Annotated in this window: 22 protein-coding genes; 2 read left to right on the top strand and 20 right to left on the bottom strand. The window is 52.7% G+C overall.

What is annotated here, in order from left to right; genetic code table 11:
• Nucleotides 1-634: 634 nt before the first annotated feature.
• Both PP769_RS10115 and ylqF read left to right on the top strand, forming a co-directional pair.
• Complete coding sequence (locus tag PP769_RS10115; protein WP_312639924.1) at nt 635-2242, top strand: DEAD/DEAH box helicase; 1608 nt, start codon at nt 635-637, stop codon at nt 2240-2242.
• Between the two features lie 28 nt (nt 2243-2270).
• Complete coding sequence (gene ylqF, locus PP769_RS10110) at nt 2271-3128, top strand: ribosome biogenesis GTPase YlqF (protein ID WP_312639923.1); 858 nt, start codon at nt 2271-2273, stop codon at nt 3126-3128.
• A gap of 939 nt (nt 3129-4067) precedes the next feature.
• Here the strand turns inward: ylqF and PP769_RS10105 are convergent.
• The 20 genes from PP769_RS10105 to PP769_RS10010 form a co-directional block, all read right to left on the bottom strand.
• The gene (locus PP769_RS10105; protein WP_312639922.1) at nt 4068-4427 is read right to left on the bottom strand and encodes a hypothetical protein; all 360 of its coding nucleotides are present in this window, start codon (nt 4425-4427) and stop codon (nt 4068-4070) included.
• Nucleotides 4428-4647: 220 nt separating this feature from the next.
• On the bottom strand, nt 4648-4971 hold the full coding sequence (locus PP769_RS10100; RefSeq protein ID WP_312639921.1) for a GYD domain-containing protein: 324 nt from the start codon (nt 4969-4971) through the stop codon (nt 4648-4650).
• Between the two features lie 192 nt (nt 4972-5163).
• Nucleotides 5164-5535 carry a DUF427 domain-containing protein gene (locus tag PP769_RS10095; RefSeq protein ID WP_312639920.1) on the bottom strand — a complete coding sequence of 124 codons (372 nt, stop codon included), beginning with the start codon at nt 5533-5535 and terminating at the stop codon, nt 5164-5166.
• A 103-nt stretch (nt 5536-5638) separates the two neighbouring features.
• Nucleotides 5639-6394, bottom strand: coding sequence for an alpha/beta hydrolase (locus tag PP769_RS10090; RefSeq protein WP_312639919.1), 756 nt, complete (start codon nt 6392-6394; stop codon nt 5639-5641).
• 88 nt (nt 6395-6482) lie between these two features.
• Nucleotides 6483-7019, bottom strand: coding sequence for a hypothetical protein (locus PP769_RS10085; RefSeq protein WP_312639918.1), 537 nt, complete (start codon nt 7017-7019; stop codon nt 6483-6485).
• A gap of 114 nt (nt 7020-7133) precedes the next feature.
• Nucleotides 7134-7472, bottom strand: coding sequence for a glycerophosphodiester phosphodiesterase (locus tag PP769_RS10080; RefSeq protein ID WP_312639917.1), 339 nt, complete (start codon nt 7470-7472; stop codon nt 7134-7136).
• Between the two features lie 49 nt (nt 7473-7521).
• Entirely contained in the window at nt 7522-8067 is a 546-nt protein-coding gene (locus PP769_RS10075; protein WP_312639916.1) for a YIP1 family protein, read from the bottom strand.
• A gap of 244 nt (nt 8068-8311) precedes the next feature.
• Nucleotides 8312-8800: an LEA/WHy family protein gene (locus tag PP769_RS10070; RefSeq protein WP_312639915.1), complete on the bottom strand. Its 489-nt coding sequence runs from the start codon at nt 8798-8800 to the stop codon at nt 8312-8314.
• 271 nt (nt 8801-9071) lie between these two features.
• On the bottom strand, nt 9072-10772 hold the full coding sequence (locus PP769_RS10065; RefSeq protein WP_312647019.1) for a tetratricopeptide repeat protein: 1701 nt from the start codon (nt 10770-10772) through the stop codon (nt 9072-9074).
• Nucleotides 10773-10920: 148 nt separating this feature from the next.
• A complete protein-coding gene (locus PP769_RS10060) occupies nt 10921-11232 on the bottom strand; it encodes a GIY-YIG nuclease family protein (protein ID WP_312647018.1) in 312 nt (103 codons plus the stop codon).
• A 55-nt stretch (nt 11233-11287) separates the two neighbouring features.
• Nucleotides 11288-12316, bottom strand: a complete 1029-nt coding sequence (locus PP769_RS10055) for a Vgb family protein (RefSeq protein WP_312647016.1) — start codon at nt 12314-12316, stop codon at nt 11288-11290.
• A gap of 120 nt (nt 12317-12436) precedes the next feature.
• Entirely contained in the window at nt 12437-13507 is a 1071-nt protein-coding gene (gene arsB, locus PP769_RS10050; RefSeq protein WP_312647015.1) for an ACR3 family arsenite efflux transporter, read from the bottom strand.
• Nucleotides 13504-13926, bottom strand: coding sequence for an arsenate reductase ArsC (locus PP769_RS10045; protein WP_312647014.1), 423 nt, complete (start codon nt 13924-13926; stop codon nt 13504-13506). Before PP769_RS10045 ends, arsB begins: the two co-directional genes overlap by 4 nt.
• The gene (locus PP769_RS10040) at nt 13926-14399 is read right to left on the bottom strand and encodes an ArsI/CadI family heavy metal resistance metalloenzyme (RefSeq protein ID WP_312647013.1); all 474 of its coding nucleotides are present in this window, start codon (nt 14397-14399) and stop codon (nt 13926-13928) included. The genes PP769_RS10045 and PP769_RS10040 overlap by 1 nt, the downstream gene beginning before the upstream one ends.
• On the bottom strand, nt 14396-14821 hold the full coding sequence (locus PP769_RS10035) for an ArsR/SmtB family transcription factor (RefSeq protein WP_312647012.1): 426 nt from the start codon (nt 14819-14821) through the stop codon (nt 14396-14398). The genes PP769_RS10040 and PP769_RS10035 overlap by 4 nt, the downstream gene beginning before the upstream one ends.
• A gap of 53 nt (nt 14822-14874) precedes the next feature.
• Nucleotides 14875-15129: a c-type cytochrome gene (locus PP769_RS10030; protein ID WP_312647010.1), complete on the bottom strand. Its 255-nt coding sequence runs from the start codon at nt 15127-15129 to the stop codon at nt 14875-14877.
• 40 nt (nt 15130-15169) lie between these two features.
• Nucleotides 15170-15805 (bottom strand): ABC-type transport auxiliary lipoprotein family protein, encoded by a 636-nt coding sequence (locus PP769_RS10025; RefSeq protein WP_312647008.1) that lies wholly within the window; start codon nt 15803-15805, stop codon nt 15170-15172.
• 4 nt (nt 15806-15809) lie between these two features.
• Entirely contained in the window at nt 15810-16775 is a 966-nt protein-coding gene (locus tag PP769_RS10020) for an MlaD family protein (protein ID WP_312647007.1), read from the bottom strand.
• Nucleotides 16772-17566: an ABC transporter ATP-binding protein gene (locus PP769_RS10015; protein WP_312647006.1), complete on the bottom strand. Its 795-nt coding sequence runs from the start codon at nt 17564-17566 to the stop codon at nt 16772-16774. Before PP769_RS10015 ends, PP769_RS10020 begins: the two co-directional genes overlap by 4 nt.
• Nucleotides 17567-17568: 2 nt before the next feature.
• Nucleotides 17569-18654: an MlaE family lipid ABC transporter permease subunit gene (locus PP769_RS10010; protein WP_312647005.1), complete on the bottom strand. Its 1086-nt coding sequence runs from the start codon at nt 18652-18654 to the stop codon at nt 17569-17571.
• Between the last annotated feature and the right edge of the window lie 44 nt (nt 18655-18698).

Raw genomic sequence — 18698 nt, 5'->3', positions numbered from 1 at the left:
AAGGCTAAGGCAGAAATTGGTACAGATCAGGTAATTCCCCTACGGTGGCCTTATGAGTATGGCCACATGCCGGCAAAGAGCGTGACACTGACCCCGGTTTCCGGGTCCATGCCATGAACAGTTGGATCCCTAAGAGAGGGAAAACCGCTTCGCTCTCCATGTGCGTTTCCCAATCATCAATTGCAATTTTCTCAATGTTTCAAAGAGGAATGGGGACCAAGAAACCTTCCGGTACATCTCTGTTACTTTGGTACCGGTCGTCTGTTTCTTAAGAGAAGTGATTTCGGACTTCAGTCGTCGGAAATGCCCGGCATCAGATCAGAGAAGATCTCAGGGAAGGACTCGAACAGCATGAGGCACAACCCTGTCACAACACATGTCTTTTTTTTGAAGAAAGGAAGTTCTTTATGGCCTGTAAGCGATGCGGTGGACTGATTGTGAAAGAGTCCGTTTATGATAGAGAGGGCAGCAGTCAGTTAGTCCTCATGGACCGTTGCCTCCAATGCGGAAACATTGAGGATCCCGTTAGCGCGAGTAATCGCTCGAAATCGCCAGTTCCCCCATCCCAAAAGAACAAAGCCCGTCGAATCCCAGAGCATCCCAGGACCCCATTGGAGATGGCCGAGGGATAATTATGAAGCTACGGCGGCATCAGAAGGAATTAGCGGACATCTGCGACCAAATTCTAGGCGGGCGAAGACTGACAGACATTGTCTGTGCTGTCACACCCGGTGGAGGCAAAAGCCTGCTGCCTCAGATACTGGCGTCCCGCTTGATTCCGGCCATTGCCGACGCCCTATGCTGGATTGTCCCGCGTAGCGTCTTACAGGACCAGGGAGCGCGAGGCTTCCAGGATCCCAGCCACCGGGCTCTCTTAGGCCATCGGCTGGAGGCCATGATGACCACCAACCAGGAACATCCGACGAGAGGATGTGCGGCCTATGTCACGACCTATCAGGCCCTGGCTGCCGATACCCGCAAGATCAACGCCAAAGAATTCCGCCGAAAGCGGTATATCCTCGTTCTGGATGAACCGCACCATCTCGAAGAGGGCGGACTATGGCATGAGGCCATTCAGCCCCTCTATGAACGGGCGGTTCTGCGAGTGTTGATGAGCGGGACCTTCGAACGTGGTGAAGGCACACCGATAGCCTTTCTGCCGTATTCGACCACCGACCGAGGAAACCGGCTTGACTGGGACAGCACGGAATCCCGGGCCGTCATCCACTACACCCTAGCCGATGCTTTGCGGGAACATGCCTGTATTGATTTGACCGTCCATTACGCGAACTGTCAGGCAACCTGGTTGGATGCTCAGGGAACCGAGCACCACGTCGAAAGCCTGGCGCATGCCGGGAAGCAGACGGCAGCAGCACTCCTGACGGCGTTGAAGACGGAAGCGGCACTGGAACTCTTGAGCACGGGCGTGAAAGATTGGCAGGTCCATCGCACCACCCATTCACGCTCGAAGCTGCTGGTGGTGGCCGCGAACATTGAGCAGGCGCAGAAGTATACGGCTTGGCTTCAGGAACGAGGTGTGCCGGCCAGAATTGCCACAAGTGAGGATTCCACTGCAGCCTATCAGGCCATCAAAGCGTTTAAACGACAGGGTAGCGGAGCCGTGGATTGCCTGATTACGGTGGCCATGGCCTATGAAGGCTTAGATGTGCCGGCCATTACCCATCTTATCTGCTTGACCCATATCCGGACCAAGCCATGGATCGAACAGGTCGTTCATCGAGCCACCCGCATGGATCCGCTGGCGGGACCTTATGCCGAGCAACGGGCCTACATTTACGCTCCGGACGACCGGCCATTCCGGGAATGTCTGGGATACATTCTGGACCAACGCACAACCGCAATTGCCGACAGCCCTTCATCGACTCAAATCCTCGGAGAAGGAGCATACCCTGATGCGCAGGGCCTTCTCCCGACGGAGCGGGCGGAATCAAGTATTCAACCTCTACGGTCCGGCGTCCTGGAAATGCGGAACCAGGGGTTGTGGGCGAACCTGGCGACACAGGGCCAAACAGAAATGCACCAGGAGACCCCGAAAGAACGATTAGATCGATTGCGGAAAAAAATTGAACAACATGTCCGCGCGCACGAGCAATCGCGGAAACTGTCACATGGTACGGTCAATCGGGCGGTCTATTCGAAGTTTCGGAAATCCCGCGCCGCCATGACCGAATCTGAACTCCATAAAGTCATGCAATGGGTCCATAAGATCTATCCGCTCTGAGGTCATTTTTACAGGAAGCCTCGTCCCTATGTCCATACAATGGTTTCCCGGCCACATGAATGTCGCGCGCAAGGAAGCGGCCAAAGCGATGGAAGCCATCGATGTCCTGGTCGAAATACTGGATGCGCGCATGCCGGATGCCAGCAGCAACCCGTTGATCACGGAACTGCGGCTGCACCGACAGCGCCCTTGCCTGAAGGTGCTCAACAAAGCCGATCTTGCCGACCCCGCCGTCACTCAAGCCTGGTTGAACGAATTCAACCGGGAATCTGACGTCAACGCCGTCGCTCTCTCCTGTCACCAGGCCGGCCAGGCCGCCAAAGTACCCGGGCTCTGTCAGCTCCTGGCCCCGCATCGTCATAGCACCAGCAAGCCGCTTCGCATGCTGATCATGGGCATCCCCAATGTGGGAAAATCCACGCTCATGAATAGCCTGCTCAAACGCCGCCTCGCAAAAGTCGGCAACGAACCCGCCGTGACGAAAGTCCAGCAACGCCACACTTTGAACGACCACATGACGCTCATTGACTCACCCGGCCTCTTGTGGCCAAAAATCGAACATCCTGTCGTGGGACTCCTGCTCGCGACTATCCACGCAGTCACCGCCAAGGTGATGGTCGAGGAAGAAATTGCCGAGTTTCTGGCCACCATCCTTCTCTCGCGCTACCCTACTTTGCTGACGAAACGCTACGGCTTTCTCACAGAGGGTCTGGATAGCACGGGCGTGCTCGAAGCCATTGCCACAAAACGCGGTTGTTTGCGGAAAGGCAAAGGTGGAGAATTGGATCGGGAAAAAGCGGCGAAAATTCTCTTGACGGAATTTCGCAATGGCACGCTGGGCCGGATTAGCCTGGAGACGCCGGAAACTCGAGACGCTCGCCTCTAAGGTCAGATTGCATTTTCGGCTTTTCTGCAGACGAAGAATATTCCTCAGTCGTGCGGGGCCTCAACCTGGACACAGATCCTTCGCCATGGGCTCAGGATGACAAATGAATCAAAGATTATTTTACTGAGAAATTGGCCTCTCATGAACTCAATCCTGGAAGACTGACCTTTTCAGCACACCTCTAGGGAGTGTTGAATAATAATTTCCAAGGGCATATTGACCCACAGGCACGTTGCATATTAGAGGCCTCGGGGGGGTTCAAAAAAGCATGCCCTGAGCATTTCGAAGGGTTCGTCCAGTCCTGCCCTGAGTCACGTCGAAGGGAAGGCCGGAAATTGCCTGCCCTGTCCCGAAGGGCACAACTTTTGTTTTGCGCGCAGAGCGTACTTCCAGTACGTGAGCACGGAAAAATGCCGAGAACGCCGCTGGCGGCTTTTTTCAACAGCCCCCTCTAGGTTTCTTCGTTGCCTTCGAGGCATTTAATACATTCATCCATTTGCGGGTCACCATGAAGACGACAAAAATGCCGGGAGCATTGTATACACACCAAATAACTTAAACTTTCCGACCCTGCTTCCTTACACAAATAGCAGGGCTTTTCCCGTTTCGCATTGGGCATATCTTTTCTCCGGCAATGGGATGGAGCGGAGATATCTCTCGACATCCGGGATATCCGCTAATTTACCGAGAGGACTGGCATTCCACCAAAGATCAGTGTGAGACATATCCAAAAGAACATGGGGAGGGCATGGCTGAATGCACGTTCGGAGGGAATTAGCACCATGACAGAATTGGACAGACCGGAGTCTCATCAAGCCAAAGGCAGATTGTCTGAGACGAGGAGGTCTCCTGTGGCCTTCATGAAAATCGCTATTCAACATGATCGTCCCAGGCGAATCAGAAGAAAAATTCATACAGGATCGCGGACGAACACCTCGCTCAACTTTCCATCATCTCCAAGCGGGTATCAAACTCATGGCCGCAGGACACGCACCGGATACAATCGGATTCGACGACCGGTTCATCATCCCGGATCCCCATACCGCCACAGTCCGGACATCGTGCCAGATGCAACACTTCGTCCTTGAGGTTTTCATAGCGGGTGCCACGTAGGCAAAAAATCGGTTGGCCATCGAGCAACCATGGTTGACAGTCTTTATTGACCACAGGGAGCACGAGATAATGATGAGCAGCATAATCCTGGATCGACTCAGGGGTAGGAAACCCATCCTTAATCAAATTCCCGGTTTTCGCATCATAGATCCCACAGTCTTTTACGACAGCTTTCGTTGGCCCCATAAAGATACCTCCCGACAGGATGAATCTGTTCGTCAACGGTGATCACCGACAATTATGCTCCAAAGGCCTGATGAAAGATTATGAGGGGAAATGGCCTAGCTGCACAACCACGAGCATGCCATGAAATGGATACGCAAGGGAAGACAATCTAGGCCTCACCCTTAGAGACCGGAAAAATCACGCATTGCCCGGCCCGATGCCAAATGACTTGAAGAGCAGGTCACCCTCGCTTCTTCTTTTTGGGTTTGCCCCACGTTTCACTCAGGACCGATTTCCACTCATCGCGGGATACGGCCGGCATCGTCTTAATGCGAATATGTCCCATGGAGGCATTGAGCACACCGGCCTTCATGGCCGCGCGATTATTGGGAAATTCTAAAATGGCCACCACATCATATTCCCCCAGGCAATAAAAGGCGTGTAGCATCTTCCCACCCAAGGATTCGACATTTTTCTTTACCATGTCCGACCGCTGCACACCCTTAGCCTTCATGGTCATCAGCCCGTCATGGGTAAAATTCACTAAACTCACATAGATCGGCATAATATACCTCCCCGGGAAAAAGTGAATAATGATGAAAATGTTTGTCCTAGAGACGAGATACATCTATCCTAATTGAAAGAGGCAATAAAAAACAGCCATGCTCTGATTACCTGAAAAGGTTCACGGGCGACTTCTTGGCCCATGATGTCATCATGGGCCAAAAACCGAATTGAATGGTTCCATCCTTAAATATCATGACGCGGAAGGAAGCTCCTCAATGGCATCCATCTTTTCGGGATAAAAAGCCACGTAATTCTTGATGTCGGCCACGGAAGCTAAGGGAGTCTCATACGTCCAGACCGCATTCTCGGCGGTTTTGCCCTCCACGCTTACGCTGAAATACGACGCGTCCCCCTTAAAAGGGCAGTGCGTGGAATGAGTCGTGGGGCGAAGGCAGGACATCGTCACATCTTCACGCGGAAGATAGTGAGCCGGTGGCACAGGTCCCTCCCGCAATGTCAGGGCTCGCCTGGTATCCGCAATGACCGTCCCGTTAAAGGTCACTTTGACCCGATTCGGATTGGGCGTAATGGTAATGGCATGAGGATGGCTCGGTGCAGTCATGGTGATTATTCCTTTCCTGGGTTTAAAAATTCCGGCTGAAGCAATAGCGGTGAAAGGAGGTGGCCGACAATCTCTGATGTTAAAAAAAACATGGTCCGGTTTCTTACTGAAGCTGTTGAGCAACCTCCAGGAATGTCTGAAGATTAGCGGGGCTGCTAAACCGATGATCCCCGGTTTTCAAAAGCAGCTCGATCGGATGTTGAGGATCTTGTGTGAGCAGGTGTTCGGTAAATTGCCAGCTTCCTTTCGGAAGGATTACGACGTCCTGAAGTCCATGCACAATGCGCGTGGACACCCTTTTGGGTGAATCTATTCGCCTGGCCCATAACGCTTCGCTTTCTTCCACCCATTTCCACGAGAGCGGAAAGTCCTTATGCAAGGCGTCGTCGTCCCACGGCATCCATCCGGTCTCCTGCCACCGTTGGCGTCGTTCAGGAGCAATATCCTGCGCGCGTTTTCCCATCATATTAAATGCCGGAGCCAGGAGCACCAATTGTTGCACGTGAGGAAATTCCTGTCCCAGAAGCCATGCCAGCCAGCCACCTAACGATGATCCGATAATGGTCACAGGCGGACCATCGGCCAGCATTGTTGTCACGCTTCGCGCGTCCGCAAGCCAGTCCAACAACGTATAGTCGGCGAAGGCGCCCTCTGATTCGCCATTACCACGAAAATCAAAACAGCAAAAGCCCCAGCCTCGCTCCTTACACAAACCGGCCAGAGCCTTGCTTTTATTGCCCCACCGCTTGGATAGAAAACCGGTCACAAAAAGTAATTGTCGTTCCTGGCCGGAAATGCGGTCACCGACAATGCGTTTAGAATCTGTTCCGGGTATTTCAAATCTGGTTGTTTGATTCATTATGTTCCATCTGCTGTCAGGTGAATAAGAAGTTGAAGTAACCATAGAAGAACGTGAATGGAATGATCCACAGTAAGAAGAGGAATAATCATCGTTCGGGTGCGAAGCGAGGAGGCTCGCGGCAGGTGAAGGGAGCAGTGCCATTCCAGTGCGGAACCACAGGAGTGATTCCCAGAGCGCACGCCCCTTTCAAGGCCTGCCCGACATGGTCGACCAAGACAAAGTCCACTCCACGGGCGAACAGTTCCCCCAGATCTTGCCTGAGCTCCCCCTCGTCTTCATCTCCGAGCCACGAATAGTTCACACGGATTCCTGCCTGATTCAGTTGCTCCATGGTCTCGACGCTTGGCCGCCCACGCAAAAAGGACAGCTGGATGAACTCATCACAGGAATTAATAGTGGTGTCAACGTACTGGGAGCGAAAGATCTCCCGGCTCATGTTGGCGACCCAGCTCTCTTCTTCGGCCTTTCCTGCCACGCGGCGCACGGCCGGAGCGGTACCCTCACGCGCGCCGAAGATAATCTGATTGAAGCGTTGGGCTTTGGCGACCGTCTCGGCAACGAGCCTCCCGACCAGAGGATTGTTCTGTTTGATATCCACATTGATCCAGATATTGTGCGGCATAATGGCAAGAGCCTCTTCAAATGTGGGAATACGCTGTCCGGCCTCCTCGCCTGGACACGGCCCGAGCTGCAGGCTTTGGACTTGGGCGAGAGTCGACTCGGAAATGCGCAGGGTTCACCCCTGCTCGTCTGTCACGCGATCATCATGTGAAACAACAAGTACGGCATCCGCAGTCGATCGCACATCCAGTTCAATCTGGTGAACGCCAAGGCAGATGGCCCGCTGAAACGCACCGTTCGTGTTCACCGGACATCCCAACTGCCCCCCGCGGTGAGCGGAGATTCCCCGCTCAGGAAGATCGGCCGTCTGCAGGCGAGAGACTTCACAGGAAACCGGAGCCATTCCGGATGGCGACGAAGCACATCCCAGCCAGAGTGTCATGCCGGCGAGTGCGGCTATGTAAAATCGCCACGTGGCTTGCGGTGACTTCGTACGGGACCAAGCGCATGGCATCACACACCTCGGGAGGGCCGATCATTTTCAAAAAATCTGTTGGGAGAAGTCACGGTTGCTCCAGCATGAGTTCAGGCACCCCGCCCATCGTAGTCACCAGCAGCGCGAGCAGGATAGCCTGAATAATCCAGCCGATAAGACACACCCCAATGGCGCGGTAGGTGCTCTGATAATCCAAGGCTTGGCGCACCGCAATGACCATGGCCACGAGCATCCAAACACCGGCAAGAAGATTCACAAACCCGCTCAGACCCGGGATAATGCCGAACACTCGAATGAGGCCAGGAGCACTCGAAAAGCCGATCGTCCGTAAGAGTTCACCATGATCCGCGCGGGTTTGCGGTTCAGGAAGAAGTTTCGTCCCAATAAGGTAAGTCATGAGCGCCCAGACATACCATCCGAGCAGGGACCCGACTGTTCCAATGACCAGCCCCATCAAACGGGCCTCTTGCATAAATCCGATACCACCAGCCAGGCTGGATAACACCACAACTCCCATCGCCTGGCCCATCGAACGCCTATCCGCTTCCACCTCTTCATAAAGGCGAACATCGAGTTTAGCCGCGCGTATCATCCGGTCAACAAACAGACTCATATGGATTATTTCCTTTCCCTGACTTGGGATAAATGTCATTCCAATCACAAGAGATTGTGCCCGAGGAGGAAGACCACAAGCAATTATGGGCAAAAATTGTGTTTTCCTCTTGGCTCAGAGGGGTCAGGAAAATTCGAGTCCCACATCAATAACTGATGTTGAACTTTTTAAATTGGGGGGGAATAGGCTGGCTTATAAAAACTCTGGAGGAGAAATACCTCTAATGAAGGGACCAGGTGCTCCTTCAGGAACCTGGAGATGAGCCGGAAATTTCGTTGGTGTCCAGCAACACTCCCTTATTTTCAAAGGGTAAACGGGCACCTTGGCTATAGAGGACGCCGTGGACCTGGTAGGAGACTTCCTGCCGTTGTGAGAGTTGAAGGAGTTGGCGTATGACATCGAGTGTGGAGGTCGTGGTCTCCACGGAAATGACGGCATCCCCCAGTCTCGGAAGAATCGAGGCCTTATTCGTCAGACCTCGGGCAAGTCGTTGATCATTAAGATGCAGGGTGAAATCGAGGCCGGTAACCTCTAGGTCAAAATCATTGGGATTCCGAACACGCAAGTCGACTTGCAAGCGTTGTTCAAACATCGTGGCGTCTAACGGAGTGATATTGACCAGCAGAACTTCCGGCGACTCAGGTTGGACAGATGATGCGGGGAGAGAAGTGCACCCGATAAGAAAGATTCCACACAGGAAAGAGAATACGAGAGAAAGTCGGTTCGTCACCATAAAGAATCATACCTCAATCCAAAGTACAAAGCGATGACAATCCCAATCATTCCTGGCTATCACTCTTAAGGACCCATCGACCATCTTCCACAGGCAGTGCCCGAGGGGGCCAGCAGGCTAGTGTCCCAGGGCACATTCTCAGAGCAGTCGCCATTTTCATGTCCTCAATTCTTTGATAACTAAATACATTTCCGTCAGAAGCTAGCGGGAATGAGTCAGAGAGAGACGATGCATTCCCGATTGCGAATGCCGGAGAAGACCCATCCGAGAGTTATTGCTGGACCGCTTGCTGAATGAACTGTTTTGCTTCATTCACCTCGGGGAGATCCGAATCGGCCTGATTCCATATGTCTAGAAAATTGCTATAGGCTTGACGAGTCGCTTGTATATGGCCCATTTGTGCTGCCGCCCGTGCCAGACCTAGAAGTGAACGTGCCCGCTTGGGATGCCTTAACAGTGATTGTTCAAATTGTTGTTGCGCTTCTTTCGGCCGGTCGATGCCCAACAGTAACTCGCCATACAGTTCATGTGAGGGTTTGATGAGATCAGGCGGGCCGGAAGGAGGCGGGAGGGATTCTTCCAGGGCGGTGGCGCGATCAAGCATACGAATGACATCTGAGTGGTCGCCGTTGATGAGATGCTTCAACCCTGCGTTTTGCAATTTCCAGATTTGTGAATTGATTGGATCAGACGATTCCGTGGAAGGTTCCGGGACCGGAGGATTTAACCCGGGATGTACCTGGTAAGCGATTGGTTGATTCCGCAGTGTGGCCATGCTCTGCGCGAATTCCCGGATATAGACGGACATGGATGGGGACTCATTGCCAAAGCGGTGGTCATTCACATTCCAGGCTTGGTCCGCGAGCTCCCATCGTTCGGTTTCTATAATAAAGGCGGCCACCATCTGATCGTAATTCCGGCTGACCTTCCGGTCATAGCCAAGGACCGGTGTCTGTTCGCCGGATGACGATTGCGCCATATCCTGTTGCTTCTCCAATATCAGGGCGGCAGCGGCGTTGTATCGGCCTTGTTGGAGGTAGGCATACTGCAACCAGTACAGGCTGTGATAATCCTGAAGGGATAATGGTAACTGCTTGTCCTTGACCCATGCCTGTGAAATTTTCCAACCGTTTTTGTTGGAGGCCGCTGCATGGTCCCACATGCCCAGTTGAACAAATATGTGGGCGGGCATATGTTGCGCATGATGCGCTTCGGGAGCGATCTGGGCATAGCGACGGGCTTGAGGAAGGGCCAGGATGGCGTGGATGGGATCGTCAAAGGCATGAATGGTGTAATGCGCGGCGCACGGATGATTGGGATTCACTCCATACACCCCTAAGGCCAAGGCACCTGCCTGGACGCGATATTTCTCCTGAAGATACGGCTTCTCATCATAGTGGACGGCTAACCCGAGCAGGGACAGAGCATACAAGCAGGTGGCTTCCAGATCTTCGGGATACTCGCTGGCAAGGTTTTCCATGCGCGCCGCATACCCCTGATCACGGGCAAACTTGTCTCCCCCCCCAAATAACGTGTTCACGGCCTGGAGATACTGACGCTCTCTAACCGTTGCCGGCGCCGAATCGGATACTTTTCCCAGCGCCGCCCGTGCCGACTCAACATTTTCTTCCTGCCAGACGGGATGGTTATTCGCCATCGCTTCACCCCAATATCCCATCACAAAATTTGGATCAATCGTGGTCGCTCGACGAAAAGCCTCGATGGCTTCTTCGTACCAGAACGAATGCAGGGCCGCGACACCCCTTAGGAAATGGGGATGGGCTTCCCTGGACCCTGATGCGGGAAATTCAATGCTTCCCAATTGACCTAAAGCCGCACTCCCCTCCGATGAAGCCGAAGCGTCGCCCATCTCGCCAAGGCTTAACTGTGGAAGTGCCATGACGAAGATGGCGATGAGAAAGTACCGGAGACAGGATCGTCCCGGCGCATATTTCGACGAATATCGCTTCATGAACATGAAGACTCCTTATTTAATGCGGTTGCCCTTCATTGCTTTTTTAATGATGCTGTTTCACCTTATCATTTTTGTTCAAAAAAGAATAAGACAAGAAGGAATAATAGGCATGGTTCTTCATGATTTGAATTCACACTCAAGATTGTCATTCCGAACGAAGTGAGGAATCCTGAAATTCGAGACTTAAATCCCTCCATTGTGGATTTCCGCCGTTTACTAAGGAGTCCTTTTTCTCTCTCCTCCATTTTTTAATTTCTTTTTCTCGCATGATGGCTGCATTCACTTTTTGAGATTCTTCAAAATACACGAGTTTGTTTATGTTGTATTTTTGGGTAAACCCTTTCACAAGCTTCTTCTTATGTTCGAACAGTCTGCGTTCTAAGTCGTTGGTCCTTCCTACATACATGAGATTGTTGGTCCAATTGGTCAGAACATAGACATAGTAGGTATGTGCCATAGAAAAAAGGATTTCTCCCTCTGGTCGAAATGACAGAAGGGCCAAGGAGGAGATTCTAGGGCATTCTGGCGCGACCGATGGTGTTGGCATCCGTGCCGAACCAAATGGTTTTGGTTGGTTGGTGATAGACCATATGTCGGATGCTTCCACCGCCGCTGGGAATATCCGTCAGACTTATGAACGTGTGGGTTCGTGTATCGAACCCGACGAGGCGATTAGGATGCGAGCCGGTTTCCACAAACCACACCCGGTCCTGATCATCGACGGTCATCCCGTATGGTTTGGCATCAGTTTCTCCCGGCGCCAGCCATTCCTGAATGTCGCCTGTTTTGGCGTTGTAGGATCCAAGATACCCTTCGGCATAATCCACATACCAAATGACCCCGTCCGAGGTCACCACCAGTCGTCGTGGTCGTGTTTCGGTCCGTGAGAGCGCAAATTCTTGAACGGTCATTGTCGCCCGATCTACCGTCCCCAACTTATTGGTACCAAACTCAGTAAACCATGGGGAGTGGGTGGGATCCAGGACCATGCCATAGGGGCGAGCTTGTGCGGTTGGGAGGGGCATGAGTTGAATCGTTCCGGTGGCCATATCGAAATGCCCTACGAAATTCCCCTGTTGTACCGTAAACCAGATGTCCCGATCATGGCCAAACACCAGAGTATGCGGATCGTGGGCTTTTGGATCGGGCATGGGATATTTAATGATCTTGCCGGTGGACGGATCTAGTTTCCCGATGTGGGCGGCGCGATTGCCCGCATACCAGACCTGACCTTCCTTATCCACAATCAGATTGTGCGGACCGGTCCCGGGATCCAGTTTAAATTGGTGAAACTGCCCGAGCTCAGGGTCCAGCACGGCAATATAATCACCTCCCTGCCCTACGAACCACACGCGTTGCTGTTGATCCACATACGGATCACGCGGTCTCGTCTGGTCCCAAGGCACCTGCCATTCTTTAATCTCCACCGGTTTGAGAGAGGCGGCTTCGGCTTTCGTGGGATGATTGGTGCATCCGGAAAAAACCAGTGGGATGATCAGCCCAATGATGACGGTGCTTATTTGGTGTAGACGATCCACCATGGTCCCCCTCATTGTATTATCCTCGATGACGCGTTCCAGAGTCTTCATGTGCATATGTTGGCATGTCTGAAATTATTAGGCAATCAACGAATGAACGGGCAGGCCGTATGGACTTGATGGTCAGGTAAGGAGAACGGATGCCGGGTCTTTAACAAACCATTTCTGTTTTAACCAGAGCGCGACATGGACGAGAGCTAAGAGTACCGGTACTTCAACTAAAGGTCCGATGACGGTGGCAAACGCGACGGACGATCCCAGGCCGAATGCCGCGATGGCCACGGCGATGGCCAGTTCAAAATTATTGCTGGCTGCCGTGAAGGAGGTGGCCGTGGTTTTGCCATATTCGGCCCCGATGAGCTTGCCCATACTAAAGCTGACAAGAAACATGATGACGAAGTAGAGAATGAGTGGGAGGGCAATGCGAACCACGTCTCCGGGCAGCCTGAGCACCATGCCGCCCTTGAGCGTAAACATGGCAAAGATAGTGAACAGCAATGCCATTAGCGTGAGAGGAGCAATTGTCGGGAGAAATCCCTGTTCATACCACTCGCGGCCTTTTTGCCTGATCCCGATCCAGCGGGAGAGGAACCCGAACACAAAGGGAATACCCAGATAGATGAAGACACTTTCGGCAATCGTCTGAAAACTGACGTCGACGACTTCCACAGCCAGCCCTAATACCCCCGGCAGAATGTCCAAATAGAACCAGGCCAATCCACTGAAGAAGATCAATTGAAAGAGGCTGTTGAAGGCCACCAGGGCTGCCACATATTGATTGTCGCCTTCAGCCAGTTGATTCCAGACCAGCACCATGGCAATACAGCGCGCCAGTCCAATGAGGATGAGCCCGGTCAGATATTCCGGCGAATCGTGGAGAAACATGACGGCCAGGCCAAACATGAGCAAGGGGCCGATGACCCAGTTTTGAACGAGTGACAGGAGGAGAATTTTCCAATCATGAAAGATCAAGGGCAGCTCTTCATACTTCACACGAGCAAGGGGGGGATACATCATGAGCATGAGGCCAATGGCGATAGGGATGTTGGTAGTTCCAAGCGAAAGGTTGTTCACCAATGCCGGGACCTCGGTGAAAACCGAGCCGATCGTGACGCCGGCCGCCATGGCCAGGAGGATCCACCCCGTGAGATAACGGTCGAGAAATGATAAACGGCGTAGGGTGGACGGGGTCATGACAATACCTCTTCGATCCTTGACTTGAGCAGGAAAAAGGCCTGGTCAAAGGCAGCGTTAATCTCTTCTTTCGTACCTATCACTCTGCCCGGATCAGGAATACTCCAATGCTGCTTACGCGGGTGACCTGAAAAGATCGGGCAGGCTTCTCCGGCCGCTTGATCGCAGACCGTGATGACCAGGTCAAAAGACTGTGAAATCATATCATCCCACGATTTGCTGTATGGCTTGCCCGGATCAATTCCATGCCGCTTCAAGGTCGAGATGGAACCCGGATGGACGTATTTGGCCGGATGACTGCCTGCACTCCACGCCCGGAATCGTCCTTGGCCCATATGGTTAATAAGGGCTTCGGCCATGATGGAGCGGCACGAATTACCTGTGCAGAGAACCAGGATTTTTTTTGGCTCAACAGACATTAGCTACAACAACCGCTGGATTCCTCTACCGGTATGTTCGTCTCGGCACTCGCAGAGACCGCCGGTGCGCAACAGGCGGGTTCCCTGTCCGCCGAATGGGTTGAAAAGATTTCCGCGTCTTCCATCGTGCGGTAGGCTTCCCACGGGACTCCGGCAGGATCCACTACCCAGGATTTATCCGATTTGGCATAACAGCAAAGAGTCTCCCCTTCTTCCCCCACCGGGAGATCCCCGCCTTTAAGCCGTTGCCGAATGTCCGCCAACTCCTGCCCCTCCTCGACCTGAATGCCCAGGTGATCCACGCCTTTCGTGGATGTCCTCGTAGAGATAGCCAGGTTAACGCGGGGATCTTCGAGCATCCATTTGGCATAGTCCGGTTTAGTTTTAACCGGTTCGGCCCCGAACAACTTGCTGTAAAACCCGATGGCTTCTTCCAACTGCTCGACTCCGATATGAATATGAAGACGCTTCATGGATATGCCTCCTTGTGAGTGGGTGAGCAACAATTCGAGAGTTCGATAATGCTGCACTTCTTTTTTTTATTATCCCGGATACTGGCCATATCTTTGCGGCAACAGTCTTTGACCATATAGCGAATCAGGTCGGTGAAAAATTCAAAGTTGGCGCTGTAGATGATGGACCGGCCTTTTCGCTGAGAAAGGACCAGCCCCGCGTTGCTCATATGCGAGAGGTGAAAAGATAAAGTGTTATGGGGAATGGCCAAGGCCTCGCTCAGCGTCCCGGCGGGTGCCCCTTCCGTACCATATTCCACCAGCAGACGAAAGACACGTAGCCGCGTATCCTGGGACAAAGCCGTAAAAGCGAGAAGAGCATCATTTATTTCCATATGTCCAGAATAATGGACATAATAAAAAAAAGCAAGCGCCTGAAACATGGCCAGCAATCCAATTGAGAACTACGAACTTCTTTTCTAAGTTGATCACACGACTATTTTGCTCCCCCGAACGTTCTGATATACGCCAGGACTTCTTTCATTTCCTCCTCCGATAAGGCATATTCCCACTTTCCCATGGCCGTGTTGGGATGTCCGTTCCGGATCGTGTCCAAGAGTCCCTCATTCGTTTTTTCCTGAGTTGCCGGAGCTTTCAAATCTGCGGGTGGCGGATTAAAAAGCCCACCTCCATCCCCCATTCCGATTATCCCGTGACAGGCACTACACAATCGTAGATGTTCAGAAACCATGTTCAGCCTCCCTCCGTCCCTGCGGAAGAAAAATGACTCTTCAGTTCGATGGTTGCCCGGTGTGCAGACACCCCTGCAACCAGTGCTGTAGCTCAACCACCAACTTCCCAACAACTTTTTGGGCAGCTTGCACGCCACCATAGGCATCTTCGCTGGGTGCCGCTTCATAAAATTCAAAACTCCGCGTTCCGATGACACGAGGTGCCAACACCGTCGTCAATTGTGCCCGCAGGCTTAAGCGAATTCGACTCGCCTGTTGCGTGAATTCCTGAACCAACGCCACCTGGGAGAGGTCCAAGCGATAGTCCCCTCGAAGCCCGGAAGGCAGTTGAATCACCGCACCCCATTCCCCACTGCCTTCAAGTGCATTCATGATTAACGGGGCCAGCATTCGGGCGGGGGAATCCACCCATTGGCTGGTGGCAAAATAGCGAATTTCATAGGGAACCTGTTCATAGGCCATTCGTTGCGATTCATAGCCCGACGCAGGCTGAGGGAGTGAAACCAGCAGACTCGGCAAATTCGATGGACGGGATCTATCCGTTCCCCGCTCTTCCCCACCTTCCCCAATTTCCAGGACATACGACCGCATCGGCTCATCCGTCCCTCGAGAGAGTGCACAAGCGGAAAGTGCGGTCGAAAGACATATTGCCGCCAGTAGGAACATGACTTTCATGTCATTACTCACCGGGTCCTCTGGGTTGAGAGGGTCGACCATAAATCAGTGAATCCGGTTCCTGCTCGATTTGATGAGCCACTCGTTGCAACGTATTTGTCAGCTGCCGGAGTTCGATGACTAATAGCCCGGTTTCACCCAATGTTTGACGCGTGAATTGCTGAATCTCCGGCTGGGTTTCCTCAACGATGGATTCCACTGTTTTACCGGTTCGGGCCAATTCTTCCGCCACCGTCTTGACCGCTGTCACACTCTGGTGAATTCGCGCGACCAGCCTTGGCATGTCCTGGTTCACCGTGGAGGTCAGGATGGCCAGATTTTCGGCAGCTTCAGTCGCCCGGTCAATGCCCAGGACGATGGCTTCCTGTTGCCTACTCAATGTGTGAGACACCCTGGCAAGATCATTCAGAATGCCTTCCATCTTTACCCGGTTTTCCTCATTCATGAAAGCCGCAGTGTTTTCACTCAACCCATGCAGGCTACTCAAAAGCTTGGAAAGCCCCTGCTCTGAGAGGAGACGCGAAATGGCCATATCCAAACGAAAGAAGAGCGAGGGTTTCGTCTGAATGACCGGATATTCTTGACCCGGCTCGGGTTCCAATCTCGGAGCCTCGCGGCTTCCTCCTTCCAAATTCATCGTCGCCAATCCGGTTAATCCTTGCGTTTCCAACGTCGCCACCGTATCGGTCTTGATAGGCGTGCCCCGAAGAATATCAAGCGTCAAACGCACCTCCTCGGCATTATCCGGATTCAACGCAATCTCCTTCACACGCCCCACATTCACCCCACGATACTTTACCGTCGAGTCGACGCTTAACCCGGATACGGATTGACGCATGTAGGCATGGTACTGGTCGTACACACCGCGGTAATCTGATTTCCCCAACCACAACACCATTCCCACCGCAATCGCACCCAGCACAAAGACGAACACTCCGACAATGACGTAATTCCCTCGCGGCTCCATCATGAAACCTCATATTGACTCTGGGCCGACCTCCCCCGGGGACCATGGAAATATTCATGAATGAGGGGGTCGCTTGATTTCGCCAGTTCGTGCATCGTGCCTACCCCCAGGATGGTGCCGTTCCCGAGCACGGCAACCCGATCGGCGATGCGCCAGAGAGAATCAAGGTCATGCGTGACCATAACCACCGTTAATCCTAGTACCGCTTTCAGTTGCAGGACCAAGGCATCAAATCCCGCCGCAATGATGGGATCCAAACCGGCAGTGGGTTCATCTAAAAACAGGAGCTCCGGATCCATGACAATCGCCCGTGCCAACGCCGCTCGTCTCCGCATACCCCCACTTAATTCACTGGGGAATTTATCGGCACTGTCCCTGGGCAATTCGACCGTGGATATTTTCATGGCCACAATATCGCGGATCAATTCCGCTGAAACATCGGTGTGCTCTCTTAGCGGCACGGCCACATTTTCGGCCAGCGTCAGCGAACTGAATAAACCGCCCTGCTGAAACATGACCCCCAATCGACGGTACACATTGTGAGCGCCCCGCTCTCCCAACCCTGACACGTTATGTCCGAAGAGGCGAATCGCTCCCTCCACCGGTGTATGTAATCCAATGATTTCCCGGAGGAGTGTGGATTTCCCTGAACCATTGCCACCGGCGATGGCAAATATCTCTCCCGGCATAATCGTTAAATTGACGTCCTCATGGACAACGGCGTCACCAAATCGGGTACACACGTGGCTCACTTCAATGACAGGATCTGAAGTATGAATAGTGCCTGAAGCCATCGTTAAATATTCCACCAACTAAAGACAATGCTGCATACCGCATCGAACACGATAACCAGAAAAATACTTTGGACCACGCCAATCGTGGTTCTCTTTCCCACATCATCGACATTACCCCGGATCTGAAACCCCTGATAACAGCCGACCATGGCAATGATAACGGCAAAACACGGGGCTTTCCCAATCCCGATGAAAAAGTGCCGGAGCGCTACGGACTCTTCGAATCGACCTACAAACTCCACTCCGCTGACATTCAGCTGACTGGAGGCAACCAATGCCCCTCCAATGACTCCCAGAATATCCGCATACACCGTCAAAAGGGGAACCGCGAGGACAAGCGCAAAGACCCGCGGAAGTACCAGCAATTGCATGGGCGAAAGTCCCAGGGTCCTGACGGCATCCAACTCTTCCGTCACCTTCATTGTTCCAATCTGAGCGGCATAGGCTGATCCCGAACGCCCGGCAATCAGAATAGCCACGATCAAGGGAGAAATTTCACGAAACAATGAGATGCCGACGAGATCCACCACAAAAATATTGGCTCCAAACTGACGCAATTGTTCGGCACCCTGATACGCAATCACCACTCCCATGAGAAAGGCGAGTAATCCGGTTATCGGCAACGCATGATATCCATCCCGGTCCAGGCTGTGAAACAACGCCCTCCACCGGATTAATGAAGGTCGACGGAGTGAACGGAAGATATGAACTGTCGCTTCTCCGACAAACGCGAGAGCTTTCACCATAAGACCGGTATGCCGGGACACCCACCATTGGAAGGTTTCCTGCTTAGGCTCTTTCCCAGGCAATGCAGGATGGACTCGATCCCAATGGCTTGCGATTAATTGCACCAGTTCCTCAAACTCGGGACGGAGGCCTTTAAGCGAGACTTGATATCCTTTGGCACGAAGCTCCATAATCGTCCGATAGAGCACAATCGCCCCACCCGTATCCATGGCCCGAATATTCACCACATCCCAAACCAGATCTCTCACCAGTGGCCACTGGATGTCCGTCAGTACCGTATTCAGCATTGTGAGATGCGGTATGATCCATGATCCTTCACAACGAATGATGGAATCATCCATGATGAGGACATGAGGCTCTCTATCTTGAGGTGTTCCAGTCATAG

Origin of the sequence: Candidatus Nitrospira allomarina (genome assembly GCF_032050975.1) — a bacterium.
Classification (GTDB): Bacteria; Nitrospirota; Nitrospiria; order Nitrospirales; family UBA8639; genus Nitrospira_E; species Nitrospira_E allomarina.
Note: the sequence above shows the minus strand (reverse complement) of the source record. Positions and strands in the feature narration are given on the sequence as shown.